At 61.2% G+C, this 14,433-nt stretch carries 14 protein-coding genes; 10 read left to right on the top strand and 4 right to left on the bottom strand.

Going from position 1 to position 14,433, the window contains the following annotated elements:
• Positions 1–117 precede the first annotated feature (117 nt).
• Positions 118–618: an AraC family transcriptional regulator gene (locus ASG67_RS06875; RefSeq protein WP_321163532.1), complete on the top strand. Its 501-nt coding sequence runs from the start codon at positions 118–120 to the stop codon at positions 616–618.
• A gap of 352 nt (positions 619–970) precedes the next feature.
• On the opposite strand, the gene ASG67_RS06870 is transcribed toward ASG67_RS06875, so the two are convergent.
• From ASG67_RS06870 to ASG67_RS06860, 3 genes are all read right to left on the bottom strand, one after another.
• The coding region (locus ASG67_RS06870; protein ID WP_235535090.1) for a VOC family protein at positions 971–1,344 on the bottom strand (374 nt) is incomplete at its 3' end.
• 461 nt (positions 1,345–1,805) lie between these two features.
• Positions 1,806–2,894 (bottom strand): NAD(P)H-dependent flavin oxidoreductase, encoded by a 1,089-nt coding sequence (locus tag ASG67_RS06865; RefSeq protein ID WP_056527481.1) that lies wholly within the window; start codon positions 2,892–2,894, stop codon positions 1,806–1,808.
• Between the two features lie 307 nt (positions 2,895–3,201).
• Positions 3,202–4,095: a LysR family transcriptional regulator gene (locus ASG67_RS06860; protein WP_056025076.1), complete on the bottom strand. Its 894-nt coding sequence runs from the start codon at positions 4,093–4,095 to the stop codon at positions 3,202–3,204.
• 163 nt (positions 4,096–4,258) lie between these two features.
• Here ASG67_RS06860 and ASG67_RS06855 point away from each other — a divergent pair, with 163 nt between their 5' ends.
• From ASG67_RS06855 to ASG67_RS06845, 3 genes are read left to right on the top strand one after another with little or no spacing between them, the layout of a single operon-like run.
• Positions 4,259–4,780: a pyridoxamine 5'-phosphate oxidase family protein gene (locus ASG67_RS06855; protein WP_321163531.1), complete on the top strand. Its 522-nt coding sequence runs from the start codon at positions 4,259–4,261 to the stop codon at positions 4,778–4,780.
• Complete coding sequence (locus tag ASG67_RS06850) at positions 4,777–5,187, top strand: VOC family protein (protein WP_056527479.1); 411 nt, start codon at positions 4,777–4,779, stop codon at positions 5,185–5,187. Before ASG67_RS06855 ends, ASG67_RS06850 begins: the two co-directional genes overlap by 4 nt.
• 13 nt (positions 5,188–5,200) lie before the next feature.
• Positions 5,201–5,665 (top strand): DUF1348 family protein, encoded by a 465-nt coding sequence (locus ASG67_RS06845; RefSeq protein ID WP_056025067.1) that lies wholly within the window; start codon positions 5,201–5,203, stop codon positions 5,663–5,665.
• A gap of 436 nt (positions 5,666–6,101) precedes the next feature.
• On the opposite strand, the gene ASG67_RS06840 is transcribed toward ASG67_RS06845, so the two are convergent.
• Complete coding sequence (locus tag ASG67_RS06840; RefSeq protein WP_056527476.1) at positions 6,102–7,286, bottom strand: hypothetical protein; 1,185 nt, start codon at positions 7,284–7,286, stop codon at positions 6,102–6,104.
• Positions 7,287–7,989: 703 nt separating this feature from the next.
• Between ASG67_RS06840 and ASG67_RS06835 the strand changes: the two genes are divergently transcribed.
• The 6 genes from ASG67_RS06835 to ASG67_RS06810 all read left to right on the top strand — a co-directional run bounded on the left by ASG67_RS06835 (position 7,990) and on the right by ASG67_RS06810 (position 14,243).
• Positions 7,990–8,826 (top strand): DUF5694 domain-containing protein, encoded by an 837-nt coding sequence (locus ASG67_RS06835; RefSeq protein ID WP_156460700.1) that lies wholly within the window; start codon positions 7,990–7,992, stop codon positions 8,824–8,826.
• Positions 8,827–8,909: 83 nt separating this feature from the next.
• Entirely contained in the window at positions 8,910–10,268 is a 1,359-nt protein-coding gene (locus tag ASG67_RS06830; protein ID WP_235535089.1) for a S41 family peptidase, read from the top strand.
• Between the two features lie 14 nt (positions 10,269–10,282).
• Entirely contained in the window at positions 10,283–11,212 is a 930-nt protein-coding gene (locus ASG67_RS06825) for an aspartyl protease family protein (RefSeq protein WP_156460699.1), read from the top strand.
• A 16-nt stretch (positions 11,213–11,228) separates the two neighbouring features.
• On the top strand, positions 11,229–12,053 hold the full coding sequence (locus tag ASG67_RS06820) for an aspartyl protease family protein (RefSeq protein ID WP_056527468.1): 825 nt from the start codon (positions 11,229–11,231) through the stop codon (positions 12,051–12,053).
• A gap of 52 nt (positions 12,054–12,105) precedes the next feature.
• Positions 12,106–12,915: an AraC family transcriptional regulator gene (locus tag ASG67_RS18250; protein WP_082543369.1), complete on the top strand. Its 810-nt coding sequence runs from the start codon at positions 12,106–12,108 to the stop codon at positions 12,913–12,915.
• Between the two features lie 104 nt (positions 12,916–13,019).
• Positions 13,020–14,243 carry a S41 family peptidase gene (locus ASG67_RS06810; protein ID WP_056527484.1) on the top strand — a complete coding sequence of 408 codons (1,224 nt, stop codon included), beginning with the start codon at positions 13,020–13,022 and terminating at the stop codon, positions 14,241–14,243.
• The last annotated feature ends 190 nt before the right edge of the window (positions 14,244–14,433 follow it).

Raw genomic sequence — 14,433 nt, 5'->3', positions numbered from 1 at the left:
CAATCGAAACCGCATGCACTCGGCCCTCGGGTATCTCACGCCCGAACAGGCCGAGCAGCGCATGACCAGCTAACCCAGCGTGTCCGCCGAGTCAGGGAAAGATCAGTCACGTCGGAGCTGCTTGACGCGTGGCTACGTCTCTTACGGCTTCTCGATGCGCCAAAGGATATTGCCGTGTTGGCCCCGCTTTGCGAGCGAGAGATCCTCTATCGTCTACTTCAGGGTCCGCAGGGGGCAATCGTCCGGCAGATCGCGCGCGCTGACAGCCGGCTTTCGCAGGTACGCCGGGCGATTGCACTGATCCGCGATCAGTTCGATAGGCCGTTGCGCGTTGAGGCGCTGGCTGACGTGGCCGGCATGAGCCCGGCTTCGTTACACCGGCATTTTCGCACAGCAACGGCGATGAGCCCGCTGCAGTACCAGAAGAGCCTGCGGCTTCAGGAGGCTCGTCGGCTGATCCTGGCCGGCCGCGACGTCGCCGCGGCTGGCTTTGCGGTGGGCTACGAAAGCGCATCGCAATTTAGTCGGGAGTACGCCCGCCTGTTCGGCTCCCCGCCGTCCCGTGATGCAAAAAGCACTAAGCTAACGGGCGAAAGCAACCGAGCCCTAGCTGCCTAAACGATGACGACTTGACCCACTTGCGGTCATTCGCGGCCTCTTTCTGGCTCCCCAACTTCTGCCATCCATTCAGTATTGCAGCAGAGAAGGTGCTGAGCCTCGGCCCTGCACGCTGACTCGCCAGCTTTCAAAGGATGATGAGGCGGCAAAGCTTTTGCCGGCCCATTAACGGGCTGTCGGCTGCATAAGCTCTATCGTGATATGATCGGGGCCTGAAACGTAGGCCACCAACGTTCCCTTCCGTGGRCCACCYGGGATCGGCAGCGGATTACCTTTCGCCTTCCATCCTGCTGCCTCGACACGGGCAATGGCGACATGAATGTCCTTTACGGTCAGAGCCAGGTGGGCCGCNGGGATCGGCAGCGGATTACCTTTCGCCTTCCATCCTGCTGCCTCGACACGGGCAATGGCGACATGAATGTCCTTTACGGTCAGAGCCAGGTGGGCCGCTCCGATCGATCCCGCGCCGCTGGGCACCGTCCCGTTCTGGAGCCCGTTTGAATATTCCAACAGTTCGACCACGTAGCCGTCTTGTGCCTTGACGATTGCCGTTCTCACTTTCGGATCATCGACACCTGTCACCTGATGCAGGAAGTCGCCCCCCATCTCCGATTGCCGCTCAAGTGTGAAACCGAGCGCTCCCGTCCAGAACCGAACGGCTTCGTCCAAAGAAGACACAGCGAAGCCTGTGTGGTCCACGGCAATTACGTTTGTGGCGTCCGTCATTACTGCCCTCTCACTGGTATGCCGCCCGTGCTTACCACGCGACCGTTCACCATCGTAAACCGCTTTCCCTAAACCCNGGCAATTACGTTTGTGGCGTCCGTCATTACTGCCCTCTCACTGGTATGCCGCCCGTGCTTACCACGCGACCGTTCACCATCGTAAACCGCTTTCCCTAAACCCTTTCCCGCATACACTTTCCCAACATGGGCTGGTGGACACGGAGAAACGGAAAGGCTTTGAGCCTTTTAAAGCAGCTAGTTCCAGGATGCGAAAGACCTTGGGAGCAGACGAGCGTGATCATGCAGCGATCAGGCGACCAGCGGCCGCGGAGACCAACAAAAGGACGCCCGCGCCCCTTACCTTGCTTCTTAACTTCGGGCGCTGGTTCATCATGATTTGAGGCTTTCAGTACGCTGAAAGGTCTGCTTATACGGCTTCTAGTGGGGAAACGGCCAGTCCGATCAAGGAACGTCGCAACGCTCAACCGAGCCTCTAATCCGTCGCAATTCAAATTCCTCTCGCAGCACCCTGACCAAGGCTGCTGCCGGCATGGCACGAGAAAGCGGCGCACCTTGCCCCGCCCATTGCGCTCCGAAACCGTGCTCGCCTTGCGCCTTGGCAGCCGCGTGCAAGGCCTTTCCCGCATCATAGGCGATAGGATAATCAGGCGGTCGGCGTTCATCAACCGACTGACTCAGAGCCGTGAACCGGTTGGCCAGCGCACGCGCGGGTCGACCAGAAATTAGCGAAGTGAGGACGGTGTAGTAAGCGCCCTCACCGGTGAGGGCCGCCCGGTATGCATCGTCTGCGGCCGACTCCGGGCACGCGACAAAGGCAGTTCCCAGTTGCGCTGCCGATGCGCCCAGGTCGAGCGCCGCGGCGATGCCGGCGCCGTCCATTATCCCGCCAGCAGCGATGATTGGTAGGTTGTTCTTGCGCACCAGGAGCCGGGTCAGCGCGAATACGCCGAGCGCGTCGTCAGGCGCGATGGGGTCGAAGACACCCCGATGCCCGCCAGCCTCGATCCCTTGCGCGACCACCGCATCGATCCCGGCGGCCTCGATCGCGTGTGCTTCGTTGAGGCTGGTTGCGGTCGCCATGAGATAGATACCACGCGCTCGCAACGCCGAGAGCACGTCGGCGGACGGCAACCCGAAGTGGAAGCTAACCACTGGCGGCGCGAGGTCGAGCAGTACCGCCACCATGTCGGGATCATCTGCGAAGCTCTTGTATATGGTCATGAGTGCCGTCGGGGGTTGTGCGCCGTACTCGGCGAACAGCGGGGCAAGCCAATCCAGCCATTGCGCTTCCCGCGACAGATCGGCCTTTGGGCCAGCGTGGACGAAGACGTTGACGTTGAACGCGCGGGTCGTGCTGCTGCGCACCTCCTCGATCATCGCCCGTGCGCCGGCGGCGTCGGTCGCGGCTACTCCGATCGATCCCAACGCTCCCGCCTCGGATACCGCTGCCGCCAGCGAAGGTGTGGCGACGCCTGCCATCGGCGCCTGGATCAAGGGCACCGAGAGTTCAAACCGATCGATGAGAGACATACCTACGCCGGATCTGGTTATGAACAATTGTCCGCTTATGACTACGCCAGCGCATTAAGTGAATGGCGCCAGGTGGGCTAGGTGCGGATCGTCTGCCCTTCAACCGCTCCGACCCAGAAAGCGACATTGCCGAACCGCTCTCGCCCATCCACACATTTGCAGTTCGTTCAGGCGCCGGCGACGCCGCGATCAATGGGCGAACGCCGCCGGAACGCCGCCGGCCTGCGTTTGAGCCTTCACCGGGAGGAATGCTGAAATGGAAATCTGCCGAGCCTTCGCCGCGAAATAGCTTGTCCGGCGGTCCCGGTCAGGACCACACGCCCCGCCGCCCCTGTTCCCGCATCGCGTCGATGAACACCCTGACCGCGGGCATAGCGGCTCGACCGGGATCATAGAGCAGGCTTACCGGCATGGCGGACGGAGCATGATCGGCCAAAACCTCAATGAGTCGCCCGCTCGCGATATGCGCGGCCGACTGGTAACTCAGTACATTGGCAAGGCCGACGCCTGCTTCCGCAGCAGCGAGGATCGCATCGATGCCGTTGACGGTCAGGCGGGGGACGATTTCCAACAGCCTCTCGCCGCGCGCGCCAAACGACCATCGGGTGCCGGCGCGCACACCGCTACCCATGATACACCGATGCTGGGCCAGGTCGCCATGATCGATGGGCAAGCCATGTTCGGCAAGATAGCCCGGGCTTGCCACGATGGTCTGACGGACCGAACCGATCGTCACGGTGCGCAGCGTGCTGTCCGCCAGCGTCCCGATCCGCACCGCCACATCGACACCCTCCTCGACGATGCGGACATTACGATCGAGCAGCATCATGCGCGCGTTGAGGCCGGTGTGGCTGGCCAGCAGCGCGCTGATGACCGGCAACACATGCAGCCGCCCGAATATGACCGGCGCAGTTACGTAGAGCTGCCCCCGGGGAACCGAGCGACCGCCCATGGCGATCTGCTCCGCCTCGCGAATGTCCGCGAGTATGCGCCGCGCCCGATCGAGCAGGCTTGCCCCGTCGTCCGTCAGGGACACCGCTCGCGTCGAGCGGTGGAACAGCGTCACGCCCAGATGCCGCTCCAGCGCCGCGACCGCACGGGTCACGGCAGGAGGCGACAGATTGAGGACGCGCGCCGCAGCCGCGAAGCCGCGCTGCTCTGCCACCGCGACAAAGACGGAAAGGCTCTCGAAGCGGTCCATTATTCCCCGTATCGCAATAGTCCGTATCAGTAATTGCGAATTATCACATCGCGGGCAACTCGCCATCCTCGTGGCCATGGCGCAGGCATATCTCCACACCCTTTTCGGACCACGCGCTCGCGCGCTGCAAGAAGCAGCGGGGTCGCGAGCGTCCTACGCACGCATGGAAGCCGGCGCGGAGACGGTCGACCGGATTACGGCCAAAGAACTTGCGTTCATCGCCGCCCGCGACAGCTTTTACCTGGCGAGCACGTCCGAAGATGGCTGGCCCTATGTCCAGCATCGCGGCGGGGCAACCGGTTTCGTCCGACACCTCGGGGGCAATTGTTTCGGGTTCGCCGACTTTCGCGGCAACCGACAATATCTCTCCGTCGCGCATATTGCGGCCGACGACCGGGTTGCGCTGTTCTTAATGGACTATCCGAACCGCCGGCGCCTCAAGATCATCGGCCATGCCCACGTGAGCAAAGACCCCGCCGTCATCGCAGCGCTCATGCCGTCCGGCTACGCGGCCGAGCCGGAGCGTGGCTTTCTGATCGATGTCGTCGGGTTCGACTGGAACTGCCCGCAGCATATCACGCCGCGTTTCACCGAGGCGGAAGTGCGCCGCACTTCCCAGCCGCTCATTGACGAGATTGCGGTGCTTCGAGCCCACATCGCTCAACTTGAACGGGCAGCATCATGACCAGCAAACTCACACGCGGCGTCCACCATGTCGGGCTAACCGTGCCCAACCTCGATCAGGCACGCGCCTTCTTCTGCGACACGCTCGGATTCGATGAAGTAGGCGGCGTGCCCGACTATCCTGCTATCTTCGTATCGGACGGCACAATCCTGCTGACCTTGTGGCGCGCGGCCGACCCCGTGACGGCCCGCGCCTTTGACCGGCGCGCCAATATCGGTCTCCATCATCTCTCGCTCTCGGTCGCCGACGATGCTGCACTGGCAGCGGCGTGGGCCGCCGTGACGGCGCATCCAGAAGTCGTGGTCGACGCAGCGCCGGGCGCCATCCGTCCCGGATCAACGGCGCACCACTTCCTGATCCTCATTCCGGGCGGGATCCGTCTGGAGTTTGCCACGCCCTTTGACTGAAAGGATCCGTTCGATGCCACGACTGCCCCTCCCTCCCTTCACCCATGAGACTGCGTCGCTAAAGGTCCGCGCCGCCGAGGACGGCTGGAACAGCCGCGATCCAGCGCGGGTCGCGCTCGCCTATACCGAGGACAGCCAGTGGCGAAACCGGTCTGATTTCCTTCGGGGGCGGGATTCTATCGTCACCTTCCTAACCGCAAAGTGGCGTCGCGAGCACGAGTATCGGCTTATCAAGGGCCTGTGGGCGCATGACGGCGATCGAATTGCCGTGCGCTTCGCCTATGAGTGGCATGACGATGCCGGCGCGTGGCATCGCTCCTACGGCAATGAGAATTGGAAATTCACGCTCGATGGCCTGATGGCGCGCCGGATGGCGAGCATTAACGACGTTCCGATTTCCGAAAAGGGGCGACTGTTCCACTGGCCGCTCGGGCCACGGCCCGAGGATCATCCGGGGCTGGAGGAACTTGGGCTGTAGCTTCAAGCCGTTGTTTTCCTACCGGTCTTGGTTGATGCGCCGTCGGCCAGAGTGTGGGTGGGTTCCCGACGCTGAGAGGCCGACAGAAAACTGGAAGGCGGCGCCTGTCAGGAAGCCGCTGACGCTGAATAATGCTGTCATCGACCGCTCAGTTGCTGGGAGGACCCACAAGACGACATTCAGCAGTCGTTATGCGCTTCCCAACTTCAGACATTCGTTCATCCCCGCGCGACCTGATATTGGCGAACGATCGTCCGTCAGGGATGTCGTGAATGGGAAGGAAAGCGGACCGGCGGCTATTGGGAATGCATGTGACGTTAGCGGACGTCGCCTGACGGTGCGGCCTTTCGTGCCAAGGATCGGCTTTTGAGAATTTTCGGTGCCGGTGAATTAAGGGTCGTTGCAATCGGCCGGCCGTTAGGCCGGCAAGCACGTTTCATTGGGCTACGGCACTTACCACCCCTTCTACGCCGGCCAAAAACGCAGGTGTAAGTTTCGGGGCGATGGCGACGAGATCATAGCGCAGCACGAGTTGTCGCCATGCCGCCGGTATTTCCTGAGCCGGGATGTCTCGAAGCTGCCGCAGGTCAAGTAGGATCCAATCGGATGAAGCCGCCTGTCTCGGCCGGCCAGCGAGCGCGCTGGCGAACCAAGGATAATCTCCGTCGGCGATCGGTGTGTAAGGTTCAACTTTAACCTGCCGACCAAACCCGTTGTAAGCGCCCAAGCTGCCTTCCTTGCCCATCACTAGTATATGCAGCGACGAGGCACCTCGCCCTTCGGCGTATTCGGTGACGAAGTTGCCAAGGTCGCGTTGCCTAAGGCTGTTGAAACCTTTGGCCACATGAACGTCACCGAACTTCACAAGCACGCGACTGTTGGCAGGTACGCCCCGCAGGTAACTGCTCATCGTGCGCTTGATGAGCCGTGCTCGCCGGCCATTCGGGTCTCCGATACCGCTACTCGACGCCAAAAAGATTGCCCGCGTTTCGGCCAATTCGTCGAATAGTTGTAGAGCGCGACTGCCCCCGTCCTTGACGATTGCAGTTCGTGCCGCACTCATCTGCGCATCGCCGATCGTGTAGATCAGAAGCTTACCAGGTGATCCTGAATTCACCGCCCCGGCTGTGGACCGTCGATCAAACTCTCTCAATCGTGCGATTGCCTCTTTCGCGGCAGGCCCTTGAGCGGCAGCGGCCATCTCTTCCAGCATAAATCCGCTGGCACCAAAGAACTCTTGATCCAATCCCCAAAGCTGGAACGCATCGCCAGCTTCACGTGCGCAATCGGCGGACATCGCGCTTTCCGCTATGTTGTTTTGGAATGCCATCGCATCCGGATGAGCTCGCATGAATGCTGACAGCCGGGATGTTCTGTCGGAACGGCGAAGGTCGTTGTTGAGGAGGCGAACGGCCTCAGGCCCTGTCTCCACCGCCATGGCACGAAGCCCCTTACGAGCCATCTGGTGGCACAAGGAGACGGTGAAACGCGGTATTTCCTGCGAAAAGTGTGCTTCGCCGACCAAGACATATTGTGCGCCGTCCATCGCGGCGCCGAGAATAGCCGCCCCTGGGCCTTGAAGCCCCGGCGAACCAAGTTGAAATACAGTTTCAGCCTGCATGACCCGAGCCGGGAAGTTAGTACTAGGTGAAGGTATCGCCTGCGCAATGGCGAGACTTGGAACGGCGCCAAGAAGCGCCAAAACCTGCCTGATCGTCAATTTCCACCCCCGTTTTGAACCCGTTGCATGACCGGTTCCAACCACGGGCGCAAGGGATCTACACCGGCCAAATCTCGCTTTTTCACATGCCCGCCGACTAGGCTGCGAATCTCCGATTTTCGCTTATGAGACCCCATAGCGGGACAATAGCCCGCGCGTTCTCCGAGAGTTGATCCGGGCCTGCCCTTTCCCAAAAGTCTGCCGGTGAAAGCTCTTTCCCGAATTGGCGGACCAGAGACGAAAAAAAGGGGAAGGATCGTGCTTAACGAATGGCCGCTATCGGAAGCCCGGGTCTCCAGCATGAACGTCCGGGTGTGGGCGAAGGCACCCTGCCCCCAGCTTCCGGCTAGACCCATAACCGGTCATCTATAGCACTCTGCGCACTTCCCAACTTCAGACATTCATTCATGTCTGGAACAGAGGCGATGCCGCCGACATTCCCTCGCCTTCAACGGAGTGCTCGCTGCATTTTTCAAGCGATCTGACGCGCGTTTCGGTTGACCGGATCAACCTCTGTTAGCTTGGCGTTCAACGCCGCAAATCCAGATAGACAGCTGTCATTCGACGTGTATTGTCTGAGCACCACACCAAGGAGACCTGCTGCATGCTGCTACCCATACTCGCTGCGGCAGCAACGCCTGCTGTGACCGCTGCACAACAGCAACCTGTCCAAGTGATGGTGCTGGGTAGCTATCATTTCGGCAACCCTGGTCGTGACAAGGTGAATGCCCATGTCGACGATGTCACCACGCCGCAGCGCCAGCGCGAACTGGAAGCACTGGCTGATGCCATCGCTGAGTTTGAACCGACGCGGGTCATGGTCGAGGCGCAACGCCCGGGCCCGACCTACGATGTGACGGACTTCGCAAGGTTTTCCGCAAAAATGCTCAAGACCGACCGGGACGAGACAACCCAGATCGGCTACCGCATCGCTGCTCGCGCCGGCCTTCGGTCCGTTCAAGGTATTGACGAGCAACCCGACAAGGGTGAACCGGACTATTTCCCAATCGGCCGGGTCGAAGCTTATGCAAAAGCTCACGGGCAGCAGGCCTATCTCGACGCCGCCTTTGAAACGGTCCAGGCGTCTGCCAAAAAGTTTGAGGCTGAGCAGGCAACCACCAGCATACCACGGATGCTGATCCGCTATAACGACCCCTCCACGCCCATGGGTGGACAGGATTCATACTACTCCCTGCTCCGACTTGGTGACGGTAACGAGCAGCCCGGCGCAGATCTGAATGCCATGTGGTACCTGCGCAATGCGAAGATCTTCGCAAAGCTCATCAATGTGGCCAAACCGGGCGATCGCATCCTCGTCGTGTACGGGGCTGGACACGGGTACTGGCTGCGACACTTCGCCTCGACGACACCGGGCTACAGTTCGGTTGATGTCAGGCCCTATCTTGAGAAGGCAGCCAGCAAACTGGCCGCGCCGAGATGAACCCGTCGCTCCTTGCCATACCAGCGGCGGTTCTGCTGATCGGAGCGACCAACGTACCTCGCGACTGGGCAGCGACCTTGCGAATGGACGCCAAGGCCTATCACAACCAGATCGCCGACAATCACCCTGGTCCCTACAACAAACTCGACCCCGGCTTTGCGCGTCGCAACGATGCCGGTCTGGCGTTGGCCCTGCGTCGTGCTGCAACCGCTGGAGACTACCCAGGATATCTATGGGCGATGCGCGGTTACGTGGCGAGCTTCAACGATGGGCATGTCGCGCTCGACCTCGATCAGCCAGCGCCCCTGCCGATCCGCTGGCCCGGCTTTCTGACCGGCTTTGACGGCACCGGAGGTCAGGTCGTGATGACCCGAGCGGATGACGCTCCCTTACCGCTCGGAGCAGTACTCGTAAGCTGCGATGGCATTGATGCCGAACACCCGGCTGCCCGCAACGTCGGCGCCTTCCGAGGCAGGTGGGAATTGGTCAGCCAACGAGCGACCTATGGTGGTCGGTTGTTCCTCGACGCCGCCAACCCCTACATCAAGCGTCCAGTCCGCTGCCGCTTCAAGGTCGATGACAAGCTAAAGGACGTGACGCTCAGTTGGCGCGATCTGCCTGATGCAGACTTCGACGCACGTTTTGCCGCTACCGCACCGCGGGCACGTCCAGAGTTCGCGGCTCGAACCCTTGCTGACGGCACGCGCTGGTTCTCGGTCCCCAGCTTCAACGGTGACCCCGACAGCGCTGATGCCAAGTCCCTAACGCCAATCATCAAATCGATGAGGAAGGACGCCCTCGCGATCGCAGCGGCACAGCGCATCGTGCTCGACCTTCGAGGCAATGGCGGTGGATCGTCCGACTGGTCGTATCAGATTGCGGCTATCCTCTGGGGCCAGGCTGCAGTGAACGCGCTGCCATCAGGATCGGAAGGCGTCGACTGGCGCGCTTCGGCGGGAAACATCGCCACGCTTGAAGGCTATCGTACCGCCTGGCAGAATTCCGCCGATGTCTCGCAGGCGGTGAAAGACTGGGCCGCGCGTACCGCGAAGGGCATGACATCTGCCCGCGCCCTCGGCCAAGCGCTCTGGCGTGAAGTGGATGCCGACGAAGCTAAGCCAGCGGCAACCGGCGCTGCTCACATGCTGAAAGCGCGGGTATTCGTGCTGACGGACTGGGGATGCGGATCGGCATGCCTTGATGCGGTCGATCTATGGACCGCGTTAGGCGGCATTCACGTCGGGCAGGAGACGAGCGCTGACTCGCTCTACATGGACGTACGGCAAGTCGCTCTGCCCAGCGGTTTTGCCCGGGCCGTCATTCCGATGAAGGTGTATCGCGGCAGGAAACGCGGTTCGAACGTCCCGGCCAGGCCGGTACATGCTTACACCGGCGACATGCGCAATACCGATCAGCTCGAGCGCTGGATCACTGCCCTTTAGCCTTAAACAGTAAAATGCATCGTCTGTTCGACGACTTCGATGCCTGCGCATCCCACCATGAAAGGGGCATTCTTTTGAAAAAGCTATTATCGGCTGGGTTGCTCATTAGTTTGGCGTCTGGAGCGAATGCTGCCCCAACGGGTCCGGTGCGGCTGCCGTTGGAAAGTTACCGCAAAGGCGTAGCGGCACGAGTGAAGGTGGCCGGCCGGGAGCGGCTTTTTCAACTCGACACTGCAGGCGGACTGACGGTGATCTCACCAGCGCTCGCGAAAGAGATGGACTGCCAACCCTGGGGATCAATCACCGGGTTTCATATGACCGGCACGAAGATCACCGCCCCACGTTGCGACAATGTTGCAATCCACTGGAAGAACCAGACCCTACAGAGCCCTGTTGCAATCGTCATGGACGTGGGGTCTCCCGACACACCGATCGATGGTCTGCTTGCCCTCGACGCATTCGCCGGACGCACTGTAACCATCGATTTCGCAGGTCGCGAACTCACGTTGGAAACACCTGAAAGCGCGGCTGGGCGCAAGGCGAACGCGGTGGAGTTTCCTGCTCATCTGGCTCGTGAAATAGGCGGCCTGGCGCTGTCTGTGTTCATTGACGTCCCCACCGAACGTGGACCGGCGCGCCTCGAGCTGGACAGTGGCAATGGCGGCACGATCCTGGTTGCACCGAAACTTCTTCCTCTACTCGGCTTGAAGAAGGTTACCGGCGAGGGACCGCAACAAGGCCACTTCCAGATCGCTCCCGGTGTCGAAGCGTCCGGGATGATCTTCAGCCCCGACATCGTGATCGATGGAAACCTTGGCATGCCGTTTCTCAAAGATTGGGTGGTCACCATGGATCTTGCTCAAGGACGGGTTTGGCTCAAACGCAGTGCCGTTGCAGCACCCGCCGGCATGGGGACCCCGCCGCCAGTGAAGCCTGCGGGGTAAGGGGATGCTAGTGAAAATGTTAATGATGGGCGCGTTGCTCGCCGCCCTTCCCGCCGGACCATTGCAAGACCGCGGCCCACAAACGATAAGCCTCGAGCTTTTTCAAGGTAAGCAGTTCACTGTTCAGGCATCTGTTGGCGGCCGCGAGCGGACCTTCTTGTTTGACACCGGCGAGGGGGTGACAATGATTACGCCAGCCCTGGCCCGCGACCTTGGCTGCGAACCTTGGGGCAATGTCACGGCGTTTCGTATGACAGGAGAGCGCCTGGATCTACCACGCTGCGATGACGTTGCTTTTGAAATGGGCGAGCACGCCTACACAGCACCGACGACGATCGTCTACGATCTCGGCAAGCTCGATGCCGACACTGCCAGGCTGGACGGCTCGATCGGACTAGACCTCTTCGCTGGCCGTATCATCACTATTCGCTTCGCTAGTCGCCAGATCGTGATCGAAACACCGGGCTCCCTCGCGGCGCGTATGAAGTCCGGTCTTGAAGTGCCGGTTCGGCTGGTGCGGGGGGCAGAAGGTGCCGCCCTCGATGTCAACATCGGGGTAAACACCCCCCGGGGCCGTGCCTGGATGGAACTGGACTCTGCCAATGCAGGGCCGACCATCTTCGTGTCGCCGCAGATCGCGCCGCATCTAGGCTTACGCGCGGACATTCGGACGGCTCAGCCGGTTAGCGCAACGATTAGGCGCGACGTGGTATTTACCGGGCAAGCACGCGTCTTTCCGAATATGATAATGGACGGCAATATCGGCATGCAACTGATGGGCAGGCGCGATCTGACGGTCGATTTGGGATCCGGCCGCGCGTGGATCGGTAAGGCGCAATGACATACATGCTTGGACTGATCGGCGTTCGGCTCTGGGTAGGCGGCGCGTTAACATGAGTGAGCCAGTAAGAAATGATGCCCACTTCTCCCGCCCCTCCTACCTACCCGGCGTCGAACTCGTATCCGTCGAGTATAACGAGCGAGCCTTTCCCGAGCACAGCCATGCGGAATGGGTAGTCGGCGCGGTCATGGCAGGCTGTGAGGCCCTCGCTGTTGGCGGCAGAACCTACAACGTCGAGGCAGGTCAGGTACTGCGTCTCCATCCCGATCAGCCGCATGCCAACCGAACGACGGGAGGTGAGACCTTACGCTATCGCGTCGCGTACATCCCCGACGAAGCGATACGTCCCTACATCGCCGAGCGCCTGAACGCGCCGCGGTTTGACTCTCCTGTATTGGCTGGCGATCGGTCTCACTCCATCGTTGCTGATGCGCACGCCTTCTTGTGTCGCGACGACGCGGGGCGATTGGAACAGGAAAGCGCGCTCGCCGATCTGGCTGGGGTCCTGTTCGCCGACCAGGTGAAACAATCGTCGGATGACACCCGCGTATCCAGCGATGCCGTTGCGCGCGCTCGAAGCTACATCGACGCCCACTTCGCCGACGACTTTGGGCTGGGCACGCTCTCGACCGTATCCGGGATCAGCGTCTTCCATCTTGCGCGTAGTTTCCGCAAGGCAGTCGGGATTACCCCCCTTGCGTACCGCAATCAGTGCCGCATCGTCGCAGCACGACGCCTGCTGTTGGCAGGTCAGCCAATCGCGGAGGTTGCGCTCGATGTCGGCTATGCCGATCAAAGCCATCTCACGCGGCAATTCCAGCGTATCGTCGGTGTATCGCCGGCACGCTACGCAAACAGGTAAGCTCGCACCGTTCGCGCGACAGCAATATCGTTCAAGGCGGCGAGATTTCCTTCAGCTAACCGCATGGAAGACCACCAGCGAAAGCCGATCACATGCACCACCCCATGACCCGTCGCTCGCTGATTCATGCTGGTATCGCCCTGGGTACGGCTGCGGCATTCCCGCCGGGTATGGCCCAGGCGGGAGAGCCGGCTCATGACGTGACCTATGTCGAGGACTTCGACGAGCTCTGGCGGACACTGGACGAGCGCTACTGCTATTTCGGGGAGAAACGCACCGACTGGAGAGCAGTAAGGCGAATGTATCGCCCGCTCGCCGCTGCCGCCCAATCGTCCGAAGTGTTCGCCGGCGTTGTTGGCCGGGTGATCGGCGAACTGTACGACGCGCACACCCACTTGAATGATCCGGCACCGGATGCGGCGCGCGGGCCATATTTTGATCTGTGGGTCGAACCCAACCGCGATGGTACGGCGTTTGTCACAAGCGTTCGCGATGGGTCCCCCGCAGCGGATGCGGGCATTACGCCAGGGCACAGCGTATTGGCGATCGACGGCCGGCCGATTGGGCAGATCGCCTCGGACATAATACCGCGCTGTCTTAGCCGTCCAGATCCAGCGGCAACGGCGTTTGCGCTTAACGTGGCGGTATCGGGGCGGCGCGGCATGCCAAGGACGTTAACGGTGCGGTCGACCCCAGGTTCGGAACACGTCGTTCCCGTTCGCGTGAAGCAACCTGTTACGCTCCCCAATGTCGAGAGCCGGATGTTAGCTCATAGCATCGGTTGCATCGTCGTTCGCAGCTTTGCTGACGATGCGGTTGTGACAGCCTTCGACGAGGCGCTAGCAAGCTTCCGGAATGCACGCGGACTCATCATCGATGTTCGTCAGAATGGTGGCGGCGACACCGCGATAGCCCGCCCGATCATGGGGCGATTTATCACCAAGACGATGCCCTATGCCCGCATGCGCAGGCGCGACGGCAACCGGTTGAGTGCTGCCTGGACAGAGACCGTCGAGGCGCGGGGCCCCTTTACCTACACCGGTAAGGTCACTGTCCTCACAACGCGGTGGAGCGCTAGCATGGCGGAAGGCTTTCCCATGGGCATGCGTGGTCTCGGGCGTGCGGCTATCGTAGGAACGCCAATGATGCGGGTAGGTGCCGCGGTCTTTCCGTTACGGCTCGACCGCACTGGTCTGGCGCTGCAATACTCAGCAGAGCCAGTTTACGACGTCCAGGATAAACCCAGATGGGAACTTGAACCCGATGTACCTGTCCTCATGGGCGGCGACATTTTGGAGGCTGCAATACGCTACCTGCGATCAGCGTGACCCATCCCCGGCCACTGAGAGCGTCTTGTTCATACTCCAGAAGCCGACTGAGATGCGCCGGCTAACAGGGTTGCGACTTTCAAGCGGCGGCCCTTGATCTTTCCCTGACTCGGCGGACACGCTGGGTTAGCTGGTCATGCGCTGCTCGGCCTGTTCGGGCGTGAGATACCCGAGGGCCGAGTGCATGCGG

The sequence above is a fragment of the Sphingomonas sp. Leaf339 genome (assembly GCF_001426195.1).
GTDB lineage: Bacteria > Pseudomonadota > Alphaproteobacteria > Sphingomonadales > Sphingomonadaceae > Sphingomonas.
Note: the sequence above shows the minus strand (reverse complement) of the source record. Positions and strands in the feature narration are given on the sequence as shown.